Source organism: Alteromonas sp. ABV4_515 (assembly GCF_056160345.1).
The window spans coordinates 251,667-267,669 of sequence record NZ_JBSWWZ010000001.1; the positions used below are offsets into that span (position 1 = coordinate 251,667).

The 16,003-nt window shown below is 48.6% G+C and carries 14 protein-coding genes; 3 read left to right on the forward strand and 11 right to left on the reverse strand.

Annotated features, from left to right (window positions below; genetic code table 11):
• Positions 1 to 3 precede the first annotated feature (3 nt).
• The gene (gene nhaA, locus ACXAGX_RS01055) at positions 4 to 1,245 is read left to right on the forward strand and encodes a Na+/H+ antiporter NhaA (protein WP_474822070.1); all 1,242 of its coding nucleotides are present in this window, start codon (positions 4 to 6) and stop codon (positions 1,243 to 1,245) included.
• Here nhaA and ACXAGX_RS01060 read toward each other — a convergent pair.
• The 4 genes from ACXAGX_RS01060 to trxA form a co-directional block, all read right to left on the reverse strand.
• Entirely contained in the window at positions 1,221 to 4,019 is a 2,799-nt protein-coding gene (locus tag ACXAGX_RS01060; protein WP_474836029.1) for an ATP-binding protein, read from the reverse strand. The genes nhaA and ACXAGX_RS01060 overlap by 25 nt on opposite strands.
• A 33-nt stretch (positions 4,020 to 4,052) precedes the next feature.
• Entirely contained in the window at positions 4,053 to 5,348 is a 1,296-nt protein-coding gene (locus ACXAGX_RS01065; RefSeq protein ID WP_474822078.1) for an amidohydrolase, read from the reverse strand.
• A gap of 109 nt (positions 5,349 to 5,457) precedes the next feature.
• Positions 5,458 to 6,723, reverse strand: a complete 1,266-nt coding sequence (gene rho / locus ACXAGX_RS01070; RefSeq protein ID WP_474822082.1) for a transcription termination factor Rho — start codon at positions 6,721 to 6,723, stop codon at positions 5,458 to 5,460.
• A gap of 357 nt (positions 6,724 to 7,080) precedes the next feature.
• Positions 7,081 to 7,407, reverse strand: coding sequence for a thioredoxin TrxA (gene trxA / locus ACXAGX_RS01075; RefSeq protein WP_070126567.1), 327 nt, complete (start codon positions 7,405 to 7,407; stop codon positions 7,081 to 7,083).
• Positions 7,408 to 7,507: 100 nt separating this feature from the next.
• Here trxA and rhlB point away from each other — a divergent pair, with 100 nt between their 5' ends.
• Positions 7,508 to 8,800 (forward strand): ATP-dependent RNA helicase RhlB, encoded by a 1,293-nt coding sequence (rhlB, locus tag ACXAGX_RS01080; RefSeq protein WP_474822087.1) that lies wholly within the window; start codon positions 7,508 to 7,510, stop codon positions 8,798 to 8,800.
• 6 nt (positions 8,801 to 8,806) lie between these two features.
• Positions 8,807 to 10,318, forward strand: a complete 1,512-nt coding sequence (locus ACXAGX_RS01085; protein WP_474836031.1) for a Ppx/GppA phosphatase family protein — start codon at positions 8,807 to 8,809, stop codon at positions 10,316 to 10,318.
• A gap of 28 nt (positions 10,319 to 10,346) precedes the next feature.
• On the opposite strand, the gene hemB is transcribed toward ACXAGX_RS01085, so the two are convergent.
• From hemB to tatA, 7 genes are read right to left on the reverse strand one after another with little or no spacing between them, the layout of a single operon-like run.
• Positions 10,347 to 11,348, reverse strand: coding sequence for a porphobilinogen synthase (gene hemB, locus ACXAGX_RS01090; RefSeq protein ID WP_474836033.1), 1,002 nt, complete (start codon positions 11,346 to 11,348; stop codon positions 10,347 to 10,349).
• Positions 11,345 to 13,222: a sensor domain-containing diguanylate cyclase gene (locus ACXAGX_RS01095; protein WP_474822096.1), complete on the reverse strand. Its 1,878-nt coding sequence runs from the start codon at positions 13,220 to 13,222 to the stop codon at positions 11,345 to 11,347. The genes hemB and ACXAGX_RS01095 overlap by 4 nt, the downstream gene beginning before the upstream one ends.
• Before the next feature lie 8 nt (positions 13,223 to 13,230).
• Positions 13,231 to 14,007 (reverse strand): TatD family hydrolase, encoded by a 777-nt coding sequence (locus tag ACXAGX_RS01100; protein ID WP_474836035.1) that lies wholly within the window; start codon positions 14,005 to 14,007, stop codon positions 13,231 to 13,233.
• Position 14,008: 1 nt separating this feature from the next.
• Positions 14,009 to 14,554: a hypothetical protein gene (locus ACXAGX_RS01105; RefSeq protein ID WP_474822103.1), complete on the reverse strand. Its 546-nt coding sequence runs from the start codon at positions 14,552 to 14,554 to the stop codon at positions 14,009 to 14,011.
• Positions 14,555 to 14,604: 50 nt separating this feature from the next.
• Positions 14,605 to 15,366 carry a twin-arginine translocase subunit TatC gene (gene tatC / locus ACXAGX_RS01110; RefSeq protein ID WP_474822107.1) on the reverse strand — a complete coding sequence of 254 codons (762 nt, stop codon included), beginning with the start codon at positions 15,364 to 15,366 and terminating at the stop codon, positions 14,605 to 14,607.
• Entirely contained in the window at positions 15,367 to 15,666 is a 300-nt protein-coding gene (tatB, locus tag ACXAGX_RS01115; RefSeq protein ID WP_070126560.1) for a Sec-independent protein translocase protein TatB, read from the reverse strand.
• Positions 15,666 to 15,905 (reverse strand): Sec-independent protein translocase subunit TatA, encoded by a 240-nt coding sequence (tatA, locus tag ACXAGX_RS01120; RefSeq protein ID WP_070126559.1) that lies wholly within the window; start codon positions 15,903 to 15,905, stop codon positions 15,666 to 15,668. The genes tatB and tatA overlap by 1 nt, the downstream gene beginning before the upstream one ends.
• Between the last annotated feature and the right edge of the window lie 98 nt (positions 15,906 to 16,003).

Here is a 16,003-nt window from a genome sequence, read left to right on the forward strand (position 1 = left end):
CAAATGGCAAAAACCGGGGTTGAAGAGGTTCTCGGCGAACTCGTTTCCGACGTACAGGATTTTCTTAAACGAGACGCTTCAGCAGGTATCATTCTCATGGGCGCTACGATTCTCGCCCTGGTTATCGCCAATACCGGCCTGTATGGTCAGTACAACGATTTTCTGGCCATGAAAGTCACCGTTGCTGCCGGTAGTTTCGAAATTGATAAGCCTTTGTTGTTGTGGATTAACGACGGCCTGATGGCCATATTCTTTTTCCACGTAGGGCTGGAATTAAAACGGGCCGTGACTGAAGGCGGTCTATCACACCCTAAAGACATTGTCCTTCCCGCCGCTGGCGCTATCGGAGGTATGGTTGTTCCGGTGGCTATTTATCTCGCGCTCACCTGGGGCGCAAAAGATGCCATGGAAGGTTGGGCCATTCCCGCTGCCACTGATATCGCTTTTGCGCTTGGCATCATGGCGCTGCTGGGCAGTAAAGTACCTGCCAGCTTAAAAATATTCCTGGTTACATTGGCCATCATCGACGACATTGGCGCCATTGCCATTATCGCGCTGTTTTATACCGATAACATTTCTGTTTCGGCGCTCATTGTAGCTGCGGTTTGTATCCCTATTTTGTTTTGGATGAATCGTCGCAACGTTACTGACATTCCCCCCTATGTATTGATTGGCCTGGTATTGTGGGCGGCCATGTTGAAGTCGGGTGTTCATGCCACATTGGCCGGTGTTGTTCTGGCGGCTTTCATACCCATGCGAGATAAAAAAGACGCGAGCTATTCACCGGTAATCCGACTGGAGCATAGCCTTAACAGCAGCGTGAGTTTTGTGATCCTGCCACTCTTTGCGTTCGCAAACGCCGGGATTAATTTCGCCGAGATGGAAGCCGATGCACTCACCCACCCGGTTACCATTGGTGTGTTCTTTGGTTTGATTATTGGTAAGCAACTCGGCGTGTTTAGTTTTTCATGGCTATCGGTAAAACTTGGGTTTGCAAACTTGCCCGATGATTTAGATTTTAAACACATTTATGGCTGTGCGTTGCTTTGTGGTGTGGGCTTTACCATGAGTCTGTTTATTGGCTCTTTGGCATTTGGCGGCACCGAGAAAGCGTTTGATGAAAGGCTAGGTATTCTTGCTGGCTCATTGGTTTCTGGCCTACTAGGCTACCTGGCGCTTTATTTTATGGGCAACCCCAATAAGAAATCAGCCAAAGATGTTCAGCCACCGGTAGAACCGCAATAAGTTTGGTGAACATAGGCCAAAACGTTCGTCAACTCCCGGCGCTTGACCGGTTTACTTAAATAAGCATCCATTCCGGCCGCCAAACAGGCGGCCTGATCTTCAGCAAACGCATTTGCCGTTAATGCCACGATGGGAGTGCCGGACTTTTCGCTGGTCCAGCTTCTGATTTGTCGGGTCGCCTCGAAACCATCCATTTCAGGCATCTGGCAGTCCATCAACACAATATCAAATCTCAGTTGCCTCAGCGCCTTGAGTGCTTCGAGCCCATTTCTCACTCGTACACACTTCACTTGCTGACGCTTAAGCATGTCGATAACGATTTGCGCATTAATATCATTGTCTTCAACAACCAGAATACGCAAGCCATCTGGCAGTTGTAGCTCCGTTGCAGCAGATGGGGCGACCTCGCCTTTCACTGCGGTTAACGGTAGCACTACCGTAAAGCGAGCGCCCTCACCCGGCGTAGAATGCACCGTTATCTCGCCATCCATTAGCTCAACCAGTTTGCGCGTAATGGCCAACCCCAACCCCGTGCCGCCATATATGCGGGTAATCGAGGAGTCGGCCTGCGCAAACTGTTCAAACACCGTTTCAATTTTATCTTCTGCGATGCCTACCCCGGTATCTTCCACCGTCAGTGTAAGGGTATTTTCATGGAAACCAACATGGAGATTTACCGACCCATTGTCAGTGAATTTCACTGCATTGCTGAGCAGATTATTCACGATCTGACTCAGCTTACCCATGTCACCCGACACCGCTTGTGGCAGCGGGCTGGTACAAATAAATGACGAAGACAGCCCTTTTAACTCAGCGGAGGTTTGATGCAAATGGAAATTCGCTTCGAGCACCGCCTGAACCGAAAACTCCACGTTCTCTACCTGTAGTTTGCCAGCCTCAATTTTAGACCAGTCTAGAATACTATCGAGGATCATCAGCAGATTGCTGGCAGACTGGGAAATTAACGAAACACGACGTTGAATATCGTTAGTGAGATCTCCATCGAGTAAGTTTTCACAAGAGCCAATAATGCCGTTCATGGGCGTGCGAATTTCATGGGACATATTCGCCAAAAACTGCGACTTCGCCACGTTGGCTGCTTCGGCTTCTCGCAGCGCCAAAGCAAGATGGCGAGTTTTCTCTGCCACACGACTCGACAGAGTTTTATTCATCCCCGCCAGTTCATCGTTGAGATGGCGCTGAGTCTCTCGGGCGGTATCCAAATCAAGATAGGCATCGAGTAGGCGCTTTTGCATGCGCTCGAATGCCGTTTCAAGGGATTTGAGCTCAACAATGGGTAGCCCTTCATGTTCACGCTGTACAAGCGATTTTTGCTTAAGATCAAAAGCCTCGAATTGCCTGACCAGATTTAACAACGGCTTATTCAGCATAATTGAAATCGCCGCGCCCGCTATTAGCCCGATAATGGCGAATATCAGCAGCAAATTCACCACCGTCACCAGAGACTCGTTGGTCAATGCGAGGAAATTTTTGTAGTTGAACAGTAACCGTACGCGCCAACCAAACTGTTGTACGTCGCTGGTCTGAACTAACCATTTTTCATTGTTGAAATGCACAAATTGCTGACAACTTTCAGCACACTGCGCTACCAGCGAGCGACTTAATACATCGAATTGCAGAGCAGATGAGGCATAAACAATATTATTTTTACTGTCTTCAACCACAATATTGAAGCCGTTAATGGTTGTCGCCTCAAATTGATCAAACGCGTTGAGTGACAACGACCCTTCAACGATACCCGCCATGCCGCCTTGGGAATCTAAAACTGGGGCCGACATCGCAACAATGGGGTCGCTACCAAAACCTTTACCAAGAAATGCATTGGAGACGAAAGGACGAGGATCGCGTTGTACCGCCATAAAATAAGGTCGGCCAGACACATCGACCATACCAGACGCCGCGGCCTTCTCTACTAATCCCTCTGGCCAAGCGTGAGTAATGATGCCGCGACGGTCGGCGGTGAGAAACGTGAGAAACGCACTGCGCGAGTCAGCCAAAGAAGACAGGATTTTATCCGTTTGCTGATTACCTTGTTCAAGTGGAGAAGGGAATACTGTTAACGCCTTGCCGGCAAACGCAATGGCATCAAGATTGTCTTTCAGGAAATCGTTGACCTGTGACGCCATGACATTGGTGCGCTGCGTCATGTAAAGATCGATACGATATTGCTGCCTTAACTGCTGTTGATGAATAAACGCATAACTGACGCAGAGTACCGCGAGAAAGAACAGCGCACTGAAGCAGTAAGCCAAAAAATATTTGAAGTTGATGTGGTTGCGAAATGCCCCCGCTGCCGATTTCATGTGCACAAAAGCAAACACCAGATGAGCACTGAGAATAGATGCTAATAAGCAAAAACAGGTTACCGAAACTGCGGTAAACGCAACGTTTGGCAGTTGTTGATATGAGAACCAATACTCCGCAAGCAATACCAATACTGCCGCAGGAGTGTAAACGCCGATACCAATTTTGAGAGGGGTGAACAGGTCGCGCTTTGGCGATGCGGCAAGCACCACAGGCAGCCCCATCACAATTAACAGCGCCGGCGTAATCGGATGAAGCACCAATAATGGTGCCATCACCAGCACGATGGCCGGCAACGCAACCGTGAAGGGTAGACTTAAAGCAATAAACGCAGCAATAGGCAATCCTAATGCTGTCATTCCATCACTGATAAAGGGTGCAGGTAAACAATTGAGGCCAGCACCAATCACTATCAGTGCTAACCATTTTGCAATGTGAGATAAACGCATTTACCAATGACTCTACTACTTCGTCAATGAAACCTAGTTGGCTTGATGCATGTAATCCAGTGTCATATTTGTAAGCAATTTAACACCTAATTTCATTCCCTTGTCATCAACGTAAAACTCTGGCGTGTGGTGAGCAGGCGCATCGGCTTCCGGCACATCCAGAGGTTTACCCCCAACCCACAGAAACAATCCCGGCACCTGCTCCTGGTAGAAAGAAAAATCTTCCGCCCCCGTCACCGCTTTTGCCAACACCGCACCGTCTTCTCCGGCAGTGCGCTGCAAGGTGGGCAGCATTTGTATGGTCAATTCAGGATCGTTATAAGTAATAGGATAGCTGTAATCCAGCGGCAGTGTTAACTCGGCTTCGGCGCCCATGCTGTCGGCGATGCCTTTTACCTTTCGCTCCATGGCTTCGTAAACATGTTCACGGGCTTTTTTATCTAACGTGCGTATTGTCCCAACCAACTCGACTTCCCTTGGAATAATATTAGAGCGGTTGCCACCGTGGATGGAGCCCACCGTCACTACCGCAGCATCGTCGATAAGTTTAATCTCTCGGCTAACGATGGTTTGCAGCGACATCACCATTTGCGCCGCGGTAACAATGGGATCAACACTTTTCCACGGATAAGCGCCGTGGGCCTGTTTACCATGAATAACAATTTTGAACGGGTCGACGGCGGCCATTGCACCGCCGGGCTTGTAGCTTACTTTATCAATATCAAGGCCGGCGCTGATATGCAGACCAAATACCACATCCACATCAGGGTTCTTCAGCACGCCTTCTTTCACCATTACTTCCGCGCCACCCATCTCTCCAGGAGGTGCTCCCTCTTCAGCAGGCTGGAAGATAAATTTAACCTGTCCTCGCAGCTCGTCTTTCATATCGGTAAGAATTTTTGCAGCCCCCATCAACATAGCCATGTGGGTGTCGTGGCCGCAGGCATGCATCACTGGCACTTCCTTACCGTTGTACTCCCCTTTCACTTTAGAGCGCCATGAGAGATCGTTTTCTTCTGGCACAGGTAATCCATCCATGTCGGCACGCAAAGCCACAACCGGACCGGGCTTACCACTATCTAACACAGCAACCACACCGGTTTTTGCAACGCCAGTTTGAACCTTAAGCCCCAGCCCCTTCAGATATTTGGCCACATATTTTGCGGTGTCGTACTCGCGGTTAGACAATTCAGGATGTTCATGAAAATGATGACGCCATTGAATGACATCTTTTTCGATTGCATTCGCGGCTTCGGAAACATCCGTTTTAGCGTGAGAAAATGAAGACAGTGCCAGAAGTACGGCAGCAGAGAGAAGCTGAGTTCGCATATTATTATTCCTTTTGTGTGTGGAATAACCCTATCTCAGTCAGGCTTATTTTGGAAATAAAAAAAGCGGGATATCAATCCCGCTTCTTGTATTCGATTAACCGTTGGAGTTAGCTTTTTTGGCGCTTCATCGCATCGAAGAATTCGTCGTTGGTCTTCGTCATCGACAGCTTGTTGATGAGGAATTCCATTGCGTCGATTTCTGACATTTCGTGAACAATCTTGCGCAGGATCCACATTTTCTGCAGTTCTTCCTGGCTGGTAAGTAACTCTTCACGACGGGTACCTGAACGGTTGAAGTCGATGGCAGGGAATACACGTTTCTCTGCAATCTTACGGTTCAAGTGCAGTTCCATGTTACCTGTACCTTTAAATTCTTCGTAGATGACTTCGTCCATCTTCGAACCGGTATCGATCAATGCCGTGGCGATGATGGTAAGGCTACCGCCTTCCTCAACGTTACGTGCAGCACCGAAGAAGCGCTTTGGTTTATGCAGTGCGTTTGCATCGACACCACCGGTCAGTACTTTACCAGATGAAGGAATAACGGTGTTATAGGCACGCGCCAAACGAGTAATCGAGTCGAGCAGGATAACAACATCCTTTTTGTGCTCTACCAGACGCTTGGCTTTCTCGATAACCATTTCAGCAACCTGTACGTGGCGGCTTGCAGGTTCATCGAAGGTAGAAGCAACCACTTCACCACGCACCAGACGATGCATCTCGGTAACTTCTTCCGGACGTTCGTCAATAAGCAGAACCATCAGTTCACATTCAGGGTGATTCGCCGCAATAGATTGCGCGATGTTCTGCAGTAACAGTGTTTTACCGGCTTTAGGCGGTGCAACGATAAGGCCACGCTGACCTTTACCGATAGGTGACGCTAAGTCCAGAACGCGAGCAGTAATATCTTCTGAAGAGCCATTACCACGTTCCATACGCAGACGATCGGCAGCATGCAGAGGTGTAAGGTTTTCGAAGAGGATTTTATTGCGGGAGTTTTCTGGTTTGTCGAAATTGACTTCACGGATTTTCAGGAGGGCAAAGTAGCGTTCGCTATCTTTTGGCGGTCTAATTTTCCCTGAAATCGTATCACCGGTGCGGAGGTTGAAACGTCGAATCTGGCTCGGCGATACATAAATGTCATCGGGGCCGGCAAGATAGGAAGAATCCGCTGAGCGCAGGAAGCCAAAGCCGTCCTGCAAAATTTCAAGCACACCATCACCGAAAATGTCTTCGCCGCCTTTAGCGTGGTTTTTCAGAATTGAAAAAATGATGTCTTGTTTTCTGGCGCGAGCCATGTTTTCCAGGCCCATTTCTTCGGCCAGGGCAACCAACTCGCTGATTGGTTTATTCTTAAGTTCGGTTAAATTCATACTGGTGGGTCTTTGTGCTTGAACTTCGCTTATGGGACGTTAGCCCCTAAATTAAAAAAAGTTGGAATAGAGTTTGTCCGGAAGAGGACATAAGCAGAACGCTGCTCGGTATGAGCGTATATGCAAACGTTAGCACCTTAACGAAGAAGCGTCCACTCTTTTTGCCCTAAATGTTAAAAAAACTTTAAATCTACATCTAGCGCACATTTGGTGAAAATATAGCTTAGCCTATCGCTGTAATTTCGCTATTGATATACATCATATTTACGTTGGCTGGATCAAAGCGATGCATCAGAAACAAAAAAACCTGCTACATGGTGCAGCAGGTTTTTAGCTTTTCCTGTGTGGAAAACGCGCTTACAGATTTTCGTTCAGGAACTCGGTAAGTTGCGTTTTAGACAATGCACCTACTTTTGTTGCAGCTACATTACCGTTTTTGAACAGCAGTAAAGTAGGGATGCCACGAATGCCATATTTTGGTGGCGTTTCATTATTTTCATCGACATTCAACTTACCAACTGTTAATTTGCCATCAAACTCGGTCGCAACTTCTTCGAGAATTGGTGCGATCATTTTACAAGGGCCACACCACTCGGCCCAGAAGTCAACCAGCACAGGGCCGTCAGCATTGATTACATCTGCTTCAAACTTGTCGTCAGTTAACTTGATAATTTTGTCGCTCATTCTTTTCTCCAATATTTGGTCTGCTGCTGATTTGTCTCAGCTTTACCATTAGTGTTATAAGAAACCGTTTTTTAATGCAAGCACAGATAAGCTATAAGCTATGCAAACAACACATTTAACCGAAACACATTTTTCCGACTTGCCCATCAATACCAAAGTTGTTGAGGCATTGAAGTCAGCAAATTTCACGCATTGTACACCTATTCAGGCTCTTGCATTGCCCCCCCTTCTTGAAGGTCTGGACATAGCAGGTCAGGCGCAAACCGGGACCGGCAAAACAATGGCATTTCTTGTCGCAACTTTCCACCATCTGCTGGAAAAAGCGCAAAACGACGCCAATAGTCAAGCTGGCCCACGAGCCATTATTATGGCACCTACCCGTGAACTTGCGGTTCAGATTTATAATGATGCCAAGCCGCTCAGTGAGCACACCGGACTTTCACTTGGTCTCATTTATGGGGGCGAAGGATATGAAAGTCAACGTGAATCACTGCAAGAAGGGGTAGATATTATTATTGGTACGACAGGGCGCATCCTCGACTACTACAAACAGGGCGTGTTCACTCTCGAGAATATTCAGGCCGCAGTGCTTGATGAAGCCGACCGCATGTTCGACCTCGGCTTCATTAAAGATATCCGCTTCTTATTCCGCAGAATGCCTGCCGCCACAAAGCGTTTGAGTATGCTGTTCTCTGCCACGCTGAGCTACCGTGTGCAGGAATTGGCGTATGAGCACATGAACAATCCCACCCATGTGCAAGTTGAGCCAGAGCGCAAAACAGCCACACGGGTTTCTGAAGAATTGTTCTACCCGTCAGACGAAGACAAAATGTTACTGCTGCTCACGCTTTTAGAAGAAGAATGGCCAGATAAAGCTATTGTTTTTGCTAATACGAAAAGTGGCTGTGAACGTGTAAACGACTGGCTGGCTGCTGATGGCCATCGTGTTGGTCTGTTAAGCGGCGATGTGCCACAGAAAAAGCGCCTGTCGATTCTGGAAGATTTCACCAAGAATAACCTCGACATTCTGGTTGCAACTGACGTTGCTGCCCGTGGTCTGCACATCGATAAAGTGACACACGTTTTCAACTACGATTTGCCAGACGATGCGGAAGATTACGTTCACCGTATTGGCCGTACAGGACGCGCAGGCGCCAGCGGCACGGCGATCAGTTTTGCTTGTGAAAAGTATGCGCAGAATCTGCCTGCCATCGAAGCATACATCGAGCATGCTATTCCGGTCACTGAATTCGACCGTACCGCATTGCTAGACGATGTCACCACGCCGAAGCCTCGTCGCCGACGCAATCCGGGCAACCGCAACAACTCCCGTAGAGGCAATAATCGCCGCGGTGGGAATAACAGCGGTAATTATAAAAAATCTTCGAACTAAGTGTTTATGCAGCCAGAACTTCAACACGATACTACGGTTGACGGCGAGTATTATGCCGCTGTTGATTTAGGCTCAAACAGCTTCCACATGGTGGTGGTGCATGTCGTTAACGGCAGTGTGCAGATCATCGGAAAAGTGAAGCAGAAAGTGAGACTGGCTGCAGGTCTTAATGACCAAATGGAGCTGGATGACGTTAGCATGGAACGGGGCTGGCAATGCTTACAGACCTTTGCAGAACGGCTCCAGGACATCCCTCGCTCGAATATTCGCGTTGTCGCCACCGCTACCTTGCGACTGGCTGTGAACGCCGCCGACTTCATCCTCAAAGCCGAAGAAATTCTCGGCCACAAGCTAGAAGTGATAAGTGGAGAAGAAGAAGCCCGTCAGATTTATCTTGGCGTGGCATACACCTCTGCAAATCAGGGCAATTCCCTGGTTATTGATATTGGCGGCGCCAGTACTGAAATTATCATCGGCAATGACATGCATCCTATTCATCTGGTGAGTCTGGATATGGGCTGTGTCACCTTCATGGAACGTTACTTTCCAAAGGGTGCAATTACGGCTGAAAATTTCGAAAAGGCGCAATTCGAAGCAAACAACCTGCTTGATACGGCAGCAGATACCTTCCTGTGTTTCGACTGGCATAATTGTTTAGGCGCTTCGGGGACACCCCAGGCGATCACCGAAATTCTGGTGGCCCAGGGCATCAGTGACGCCATTCGTTTGGATTATCTCTACGACCTTCGCCAGCAATGTATTGATTGCCAACACATCGACTCCCTTACTATTAAGGGCCTGGAAGATGCCCGTAAGCCTATTTTCCCCAGCGGCCTGGCAATACTTATCACGTTGTTCGAACGCTTGAAAATTCGTGACATGAACATTTCCGGCGGCGCACTGCGGGAAGGTTTAATTTACGGAATGTTGGATAATCTGCAGGAAAACGACCGTCGCAGCCAAACCCTCAACAGCACCATGAAGCGATATCATATCGATCGCCATCATGCTGAGGCGGTACGCGGGTTAGCCCTTCGCTTGTGCCATCAGTTGTGTGCCCAAACCAGTTTATGTCACCTGGATACCGAAGCCGTACTGGGTGCGGCAGCAACATTGCACGAAATTGGCCTGCACATCGAATTCAAAAAGCACCATGAACATGGTGCCTATATTCTTTCTTACATCGATTTACCCGGCTATACCAAACTTCAGCGGGTTGCTATTCGTGACTTGGTGAAATGCCACCGTCTGGCCATCAAATCAGAGACGTTTACGCACTATCACGAAGAAGTCCGGCCGATGCTAGAAGGGCTGCTGAGGGTGTTACGTATTGCGGTCGTGCTGTGTCTGCGCCGTCAGAATAAACACATTCCGGAAGTAGAGCTAAAAGTGACAGAAGATAGCTGGACCCTGCTGTTTCCAGATGGCTGGTTAGCGGCGCATCCGTTAATCAACGCGGAACTGGCCAATGAAGTGTGGCTACAGCACCGCGCTGGTTGGAAGCTTATTTGTAAGTAAAGGCGGGCGCCTTTACTTACTTTCCATTTTATTTATTTTGTAATAGCTTTGCCGCTTGCGGCGCAAAGTAAGTCAGAATCCCGTCTGCACCGGCACGTTTAAACGCCAACAACGATTCCAAAATAACCAGTTCTTCGTTTAACCAACCATTGGCAAATGCCGCCTGATGCATGGCGTACTCACCACTGACCTGATAGGCAAAAGTAGGCACGTTAAACTCGTCCTTACAGCGACGCACAATGTCGAGGTATGGCATACCGGGCTTCACCATGACCATGTCAGCCCCTTCCTGCAAATCCATCGCGATTTCATGCAAGGCTTCGTCGCTGTTGGCCGGGTCCATCTGATAGGTTTTCTTATTGCCACCCTTGATATTTGCAGCAGAACCCACCGCATCTCTAAACGGCCCATAATACGCAGACGCATATTTTGCTGAGTACGCCATAATGCAGGTATTGTGATAGCCATTCTCTTCCAGAGCAGCACGTATAGCGCCGATTCTGCCATCCATCATGTCTGAGGGTGCAATCATGTCTGCACCCGCCTCAGCGTGCGACAGTGCCTGTTTGACTAACACATCAACGGTGACATCGTTAATCACGTAACCAGCATCGTCGATAATGCCGTCCTGACCGTGCACAGTGAACGGATCGAGTGCAACGTCAGACATCAGCATTAACTGAGGAAACGCTTTTTTCAGCGCGCGCATGGCTTGTTGGGCAAGTCCTTCAGAATTAAATGCCTCGCTGGCACACTCCGTTTTCAAATCCATAGGTGTTACCGGAAACAATGCCAGCGCAGGAATGCCCAACGCCACCCACTCTTCTGCCTGTTCAACCAGCAAATCAATAGACAAACGATCGACGCCCGGCATGGATGGCACGGCTTCTCGTTGGCCCTCGCCCGGTAACACAAAAACCGGGTAAATAAGATCGTGAACCGTGAGTTGGTTCTCTGCAACCATATCCCGTAACGCGTGCTGACTTCTTAGTCGACGCATTCTCTTTGCCGGGAAAGGTGAAAATGTCATGATTGTTCTCCAATATATGATTCAGCGACCACCTGATTACGGCCATTCTCTTTGGCCTGATAAAGCAGATCGTCAGCGTACTTCAGCAGTTCAAGTTCCTGCGCCTCGCGCTCGATGATTGCACTTGCCACACCGGCACTCACAGTAATGGGAATGGCTTCCCCTTCAACATAAACCGGCTTTTCAGCAACCAACATGCGCATGGTTTCGATAACCTGACGAGCGCCTTCAGAATCCGTGTTTGGCAAAATAATGCCGAATTCCTCGCCGCCATAGCGGCACACATCATCCGACGAACGCCGCAGTGCTGATTGCAGCAGGTTCGCCACGTGACAAATACACGCATCACCGGCAGCGTGCCCGTGGCGGTCATTAATGGCTTTGAAGTGGTCGATGTCAATCATAGCGAGACTGAGCACCGTTTGTTCACGACGACTGCGTCGCCCTTCAGCGATAAGTCGCTTATCAAACTGCCTGCGATTTCGAATGCCGGTAAGAGAATCGATACTGTTCAGTCGCTCCAGTTCCTGGTTCGCTTCGGAGAGTTCCCGTAACGCGATTTCAAGTTCAAGGGTGCGCTCTTGCACCTTGTATTCTAATTCGTCAGCGTACTGCTGCTGAATGGCAACCAAGTCTTCCTGCGCCTGAGCAGAAACTTTCTGCTGCTCAATTAAACTTTGCTGAGAAAAATCGGCCTGCTCTCTTTGTATTCGGTAGCTGATAGCCACGATGAATGTCAATAGCAGGGTTTCTACTAACGCCCCTAGCATTAACAGATAATTGGATAGCACCGGGGCACTGAAAAGGCCCAGATTGTCGAGACTGGCAGAGAAGCCGCTGACCAGCAATATGCCCCATGCGAATGAATAATAGCGCGCAATGATATTACCCTGACGCGCCAGTAAAATTCCCACCACAAAGATGAACGTTACCACCACCGCCAGCATCACCAGGAATACCTTTATGAGATAGGTATAGGGCAAAATCAGGCTTATAAATATATTCAAACCAAACAGCGCACTCATGATTTTTAACGCCCTGTCCATCCAACCGGAATAGTCTTTCACCTTCATTAGCAGTCGGGAAAACAGAATTGCGAACATGATGGCGGCATTAGCGAAAATCGCCACGGCTCGTTGTTCAAACCATTCCCAGTGTGGCCACAAGTAAGCAAACGCCTGACCGTTGAGTGCCGCCAGCGTGAGCGATAACGACACCACGTAACAGGTGTACAATAAAAATGGTGCGCTGCGGGTAGTCAGAAACAAGAAGAAATTTGTCGCGCCGATGGCCAACAAGATACCGTAAAAGCAACCTAACAGGTGACTCAACATTGAGGTATGTTCAATAAACTCTGTTTTGTGCCACAGCCTGACCGGCAAACGCAGTACGCCAGACGTTCTGACTTCGAGATACACGGTGAGCGCATCATAGCCATTTGGCACAGGAAACAGCAGGCTCGGATGCTGAATCACCCACTCATCGAAGGGCAGCGCATCACCGCCATTAAGTTCGAGGACGGTGACACCGGTTTGCGGTACTTCGTAGCGCACCGTAAGGTGATCGATCAACGGATAGGCCACTTCCAGCAGCATGCCTTCAGAATCGGCCTGTAAGTCACTCAACGTAAAGCGAAATTGGTGGGGGCGATTATCCATGCCCAGATTGACCGGATTCGCTAACGGCGTCCACTCTGCATCAACACCGGGCTCATAGGGGGTCGTTGTGGTGTAGACGAGGTTTTCGATACGCGATTGCTGCGCATCAACATTGGTAAAGGGTTTTACAACAACTAAAAACAGAACAACAACGACCAGCGTGATAGCGATAAGCCACGCGTCATTTCGGCGGTTCGTTCCCACGTCTATCTGCATTCGATTTATTACCCGGCTATATTAAACAACCTGCAAGTATTAGCATAACTGGTTTGAGCAATGTCTTCAGCGCTAATTTCCAGCAAATTAGATAAGTAACAGCCAATTGACGGCAGAAAAGCGGGCTCATTATTTCGTGCCCGAGGACGATGATGCTTTGGAAACAGGTACGGCGCGTCAGTTTCTACAATTAATTTTTCCAGCGGCAGTGATTTCACCGCTTCGCGAAGCGCCTCTCCGCGTTTCGGGTCACAAACCCAGCCGGTAATGCCGATATGAAGCCCACGTTGTAAATAGGCCTGCATGTCTGAGGTTTGCCCGGTAAAGCAGTGCGCGATACCCTTCACCCCAGCCGCCTCTTCATCCAAACACTGAAGCTGAAGTGCATGGGCATCTCTTTCGTGCAGGTAAACGGGCATTTGATGTTTTACAGCAATTTGTAACTGCCTGCGGAAAACCCGTTCTTGCACGTCTCTTGGTGAAAAATCTCGATTGAAGTCGAGCCCGCATTCGCCAACAGCCACAACACCTTCACCACCAAGATAATCCTCTAGCCTGAGAAAATCATCGTCTGTCATTACCTTTGCATTATGTGGGTGACAACCAATGGTATAAACAACATGTTCGGGGAAACGGATATGCAACGCACGGGCTGCGTCCCATTCGGCGGGTTCGGTGGTAATAGCACAGAGTTTATCAACGCCAGCGTCAACAGAACGAGCTATTACCTCTTCTGCGTTGAATCGCCCATCGAGCAGATTCACGCCAGCGTCGAACCACTTCATGTTACTTGATTCGGCGAACGTTTACGCGGCCACTTCGACCTTCTTTAGTGAGGTAAAACGCGTTCATAAAGCCACGCTCAATGGTGATGCCATCGCCAACTTTCATTTTATAGTTCGCTGATTCACCGTTTTGACGCCATACCATGCCGTTATCCAACGTAATGATAAAATCACCGCGCGGCGAGCTAGACACTTCGGTCACAGTGGCAGACATGGATTTTTGCAAACTTTCGGTGTTCATTTCCATGCCGAATGATGGGCCTTGCTGGGGCGCACTGGCAGCTTGCGTGTTGCTGCTAGCGGGGGCGCTTGTAGACGCAACAACCGGCGCCTGAGCCGGTCTTGCGTTAGCCACATCGTCGACAGACTGGTCAGCACCAGCAAAAATGTTCATTGACTCTGCTACGTTATCAAAGCAGATCAAACGCTTCAGATCGTTACTTTCATTGCGACATTCCTGCATGGCTTCAACAACAGTTTCAGCCTGAGAAACAGACGATACGATGGTCAGTAATACGGCGCCAGCAATGCGGACGGTGTTTTTCATTGTTATTCCTTATTCTGTCATCAAAATATTAGGCGTTTTGTTTGCGAAACTTACGCTGAGCCAGAGGTGCTTTCTTCTTCGTCTTCTTCATCGCGGTCAGCTTTGCCCGCATAGAACGCGCCGAAAATTACGCCCACCTCAAACAAGATCCACATTGGAATAGCCAGTAGCGTTTGAGAAATGACATCGGGCGGCGTGAGCAACATACCCACCACGAACGCAGCAACGACCACATACGGACGTTTCTCTCGTAGCGTTTTGGCATCAGTGACACCCGTCCAGCACAGCAAAATAATCGCAATAGGGATCTCAAACGACACCCCAAACGCAAAGAATAATTTTAGTACGAAGTTCAGGTAACTAGAGATATCGGTACTTACAGTCACCCCTTCAGGGGCCACGCTGTTAAAGAATGCAAAGGCAATGGGGAATACCACGAAATAGGCAAACGCCATACCGGCATAAAACAACATTGTGCTGGAAAACAACAAGGGAGCGACTAACCGCTTTTCATTTTTGTACAACCCCGGTGCCACGAATGCCCAGACTTGATACAACACATAAGGGATAGCAATGAAAAACGACAGCACCAAGGTGAGCTTAAACGGTGCGAAAAACGGTGATGCTACATCCGTTGCAATCATCGAGGCATTTTCCGGCATGGTTGCCAGCAGAGGATCGGCTAACAGACGGTAGAGATCCTGGGCAAAATAAGCCAGACAAAGAAACACCAACAATACACTTGCCAGTGCGCGCAATACGCGACTACGCAGCTCTATGAGGTGCGAAATGAGAGAGTTAGCGTCAGACATTTACTTCTTTTTATATGGTTCCTGCACGGACTTAGCAGCGTCTTTGAGTTCATCAACGCTTTCTTTCAGTTCCGGCGATAAATCTTTCAGGCCCTGTTGCTCAGCCTTTTTCAGATTTTCATGCAGTTCATGGACACGTAACTGATGCTCAACTTCCTGTTTAAAGCCGGTTGCCATGTTACGTACGCTTCGTACACTTTTGATGGTGGAGCGCATTGCACCGGGAAGCCGCTCAGGCCCCAGTATCAGGAGCGCCAGCACTCCAATCACCAGTAGTTCCCAAAAGCCAATGTCAAACATTAGGATTTTTCTTTAACGTCTGCCTTGGTTTCTGCTTGCACAGACTTCGCGTCAGTTTTTTCTTCTACGCGCTTTTCCTGTGTAAAGTCAGCATCAGATTCTTCGTCTGTCACCGCCTTTTTAAAACCTTTTACGGCACCGCCAAGATCAGAACCGATACTCTTTAAACGCTTGGTACCAAATAACAGAACAACAATTACTAAAACAATCAGCAACTGCCAAATACTAATTCCACCCATAAAAATCTCCTTTACATCAAGGCGTACAGTATGCCACCGCAATAAGAACCTTTCACGACATTATTTTCAATTGTGAGGTGAACCGTTTCATCTTTACG

Coding starts and splice junctions, on each gene's coding strand:
- rhlB (WP_474822087.1), top strand. CDS start 7,508: ATGCAAACAACACATTTAACCGAAACACATTTTTCCGACTTGCCCATC.
- ACXAGX_RS01085 (WP_474836031.1), top strand. CDS start 8,807: ATGCAGCCAGAACTTCAACACGATACTACGGTTGACGGCGAGTATTAT.
- tatB (WP_070126560.1), bottom strand. CDS start 15,666: ATGTTTGACATTGGCTTTTGGGAACTACTGGTGATTGGAGTGCTGGCG.
- ACXAGX_RS01095 (WP_474822096.1), bottom strand. CDS start 13,222: ATGCAGATAGACGTGGGAACGAACCGCCGAAATGACGCGTGGCTTATC.
- ACXAGX_RS01100 (WP_474836035.1), bottom strand. CDS start 14,007: ATGAAGTGGTTCGACGCTGGCGTGAATCTGCTCGATGGGCGATTCAAC.
- rho (WP_474822082.1), bottom strand. CDS start 6,723: ATGAATTTAACCGAACTTAAGAATAAACCAATCAGCGAGTTGGTTGCC.
- trxA (WP_070126567.1), bottom strand. CDS start 7,407: ATGAGCGACAAAATTATCAAGTTAACTGACGACAAGTTTGAAGCAGAT.
- nhaA (WP_474822070.1), top strand. CDS start 4: ATGGCAAAAACCGGGGTTGAAGAGGTTCTCGGCGAACTCGTTTCCGAC.
- tatC (WP_474822107.1), bottom strand. CDS start 15,366: ATGTCTGACGCTAACTCTCTCATTTCGCACCTCATAGAGCTGCGTAGT.
- hemB (WP_474836033.1), bottom strand. CDS start 11,348: ATGACATTTTCACCTTTCCCGGCAAAGAGAATGCGTCGACTAAGAAGT.
- tatA (WP_070126559.1), bottom strand. CDS start 15,905: ATGGGTGGAATTAGTATTTGGCAGTTGCTGATTGTTTTAGTAATTGTT.
- ACXAGX_RS01065 (WP_474822078.1), bottom strand. CDS start 5,348: ATGCGAACTCAGCTTCTCTCTGCTGCCGTACTTCTGGCACTGTCTTCA.
- ACXAGX_RS01105 (WP_474822103.1), bottom strand. CDS start 14,554: ATGAAAAACACCGTCCGCATTGCTGGCGCCGTATTACTGACCATCGTA.
- ACXAGX_RS01060 (WP_474836029.1), bottom strand. CDS start 4,019: ATGCGTTTATCTCACATTGCAAAATGGTTAGCACTGATAGTGATTGGT.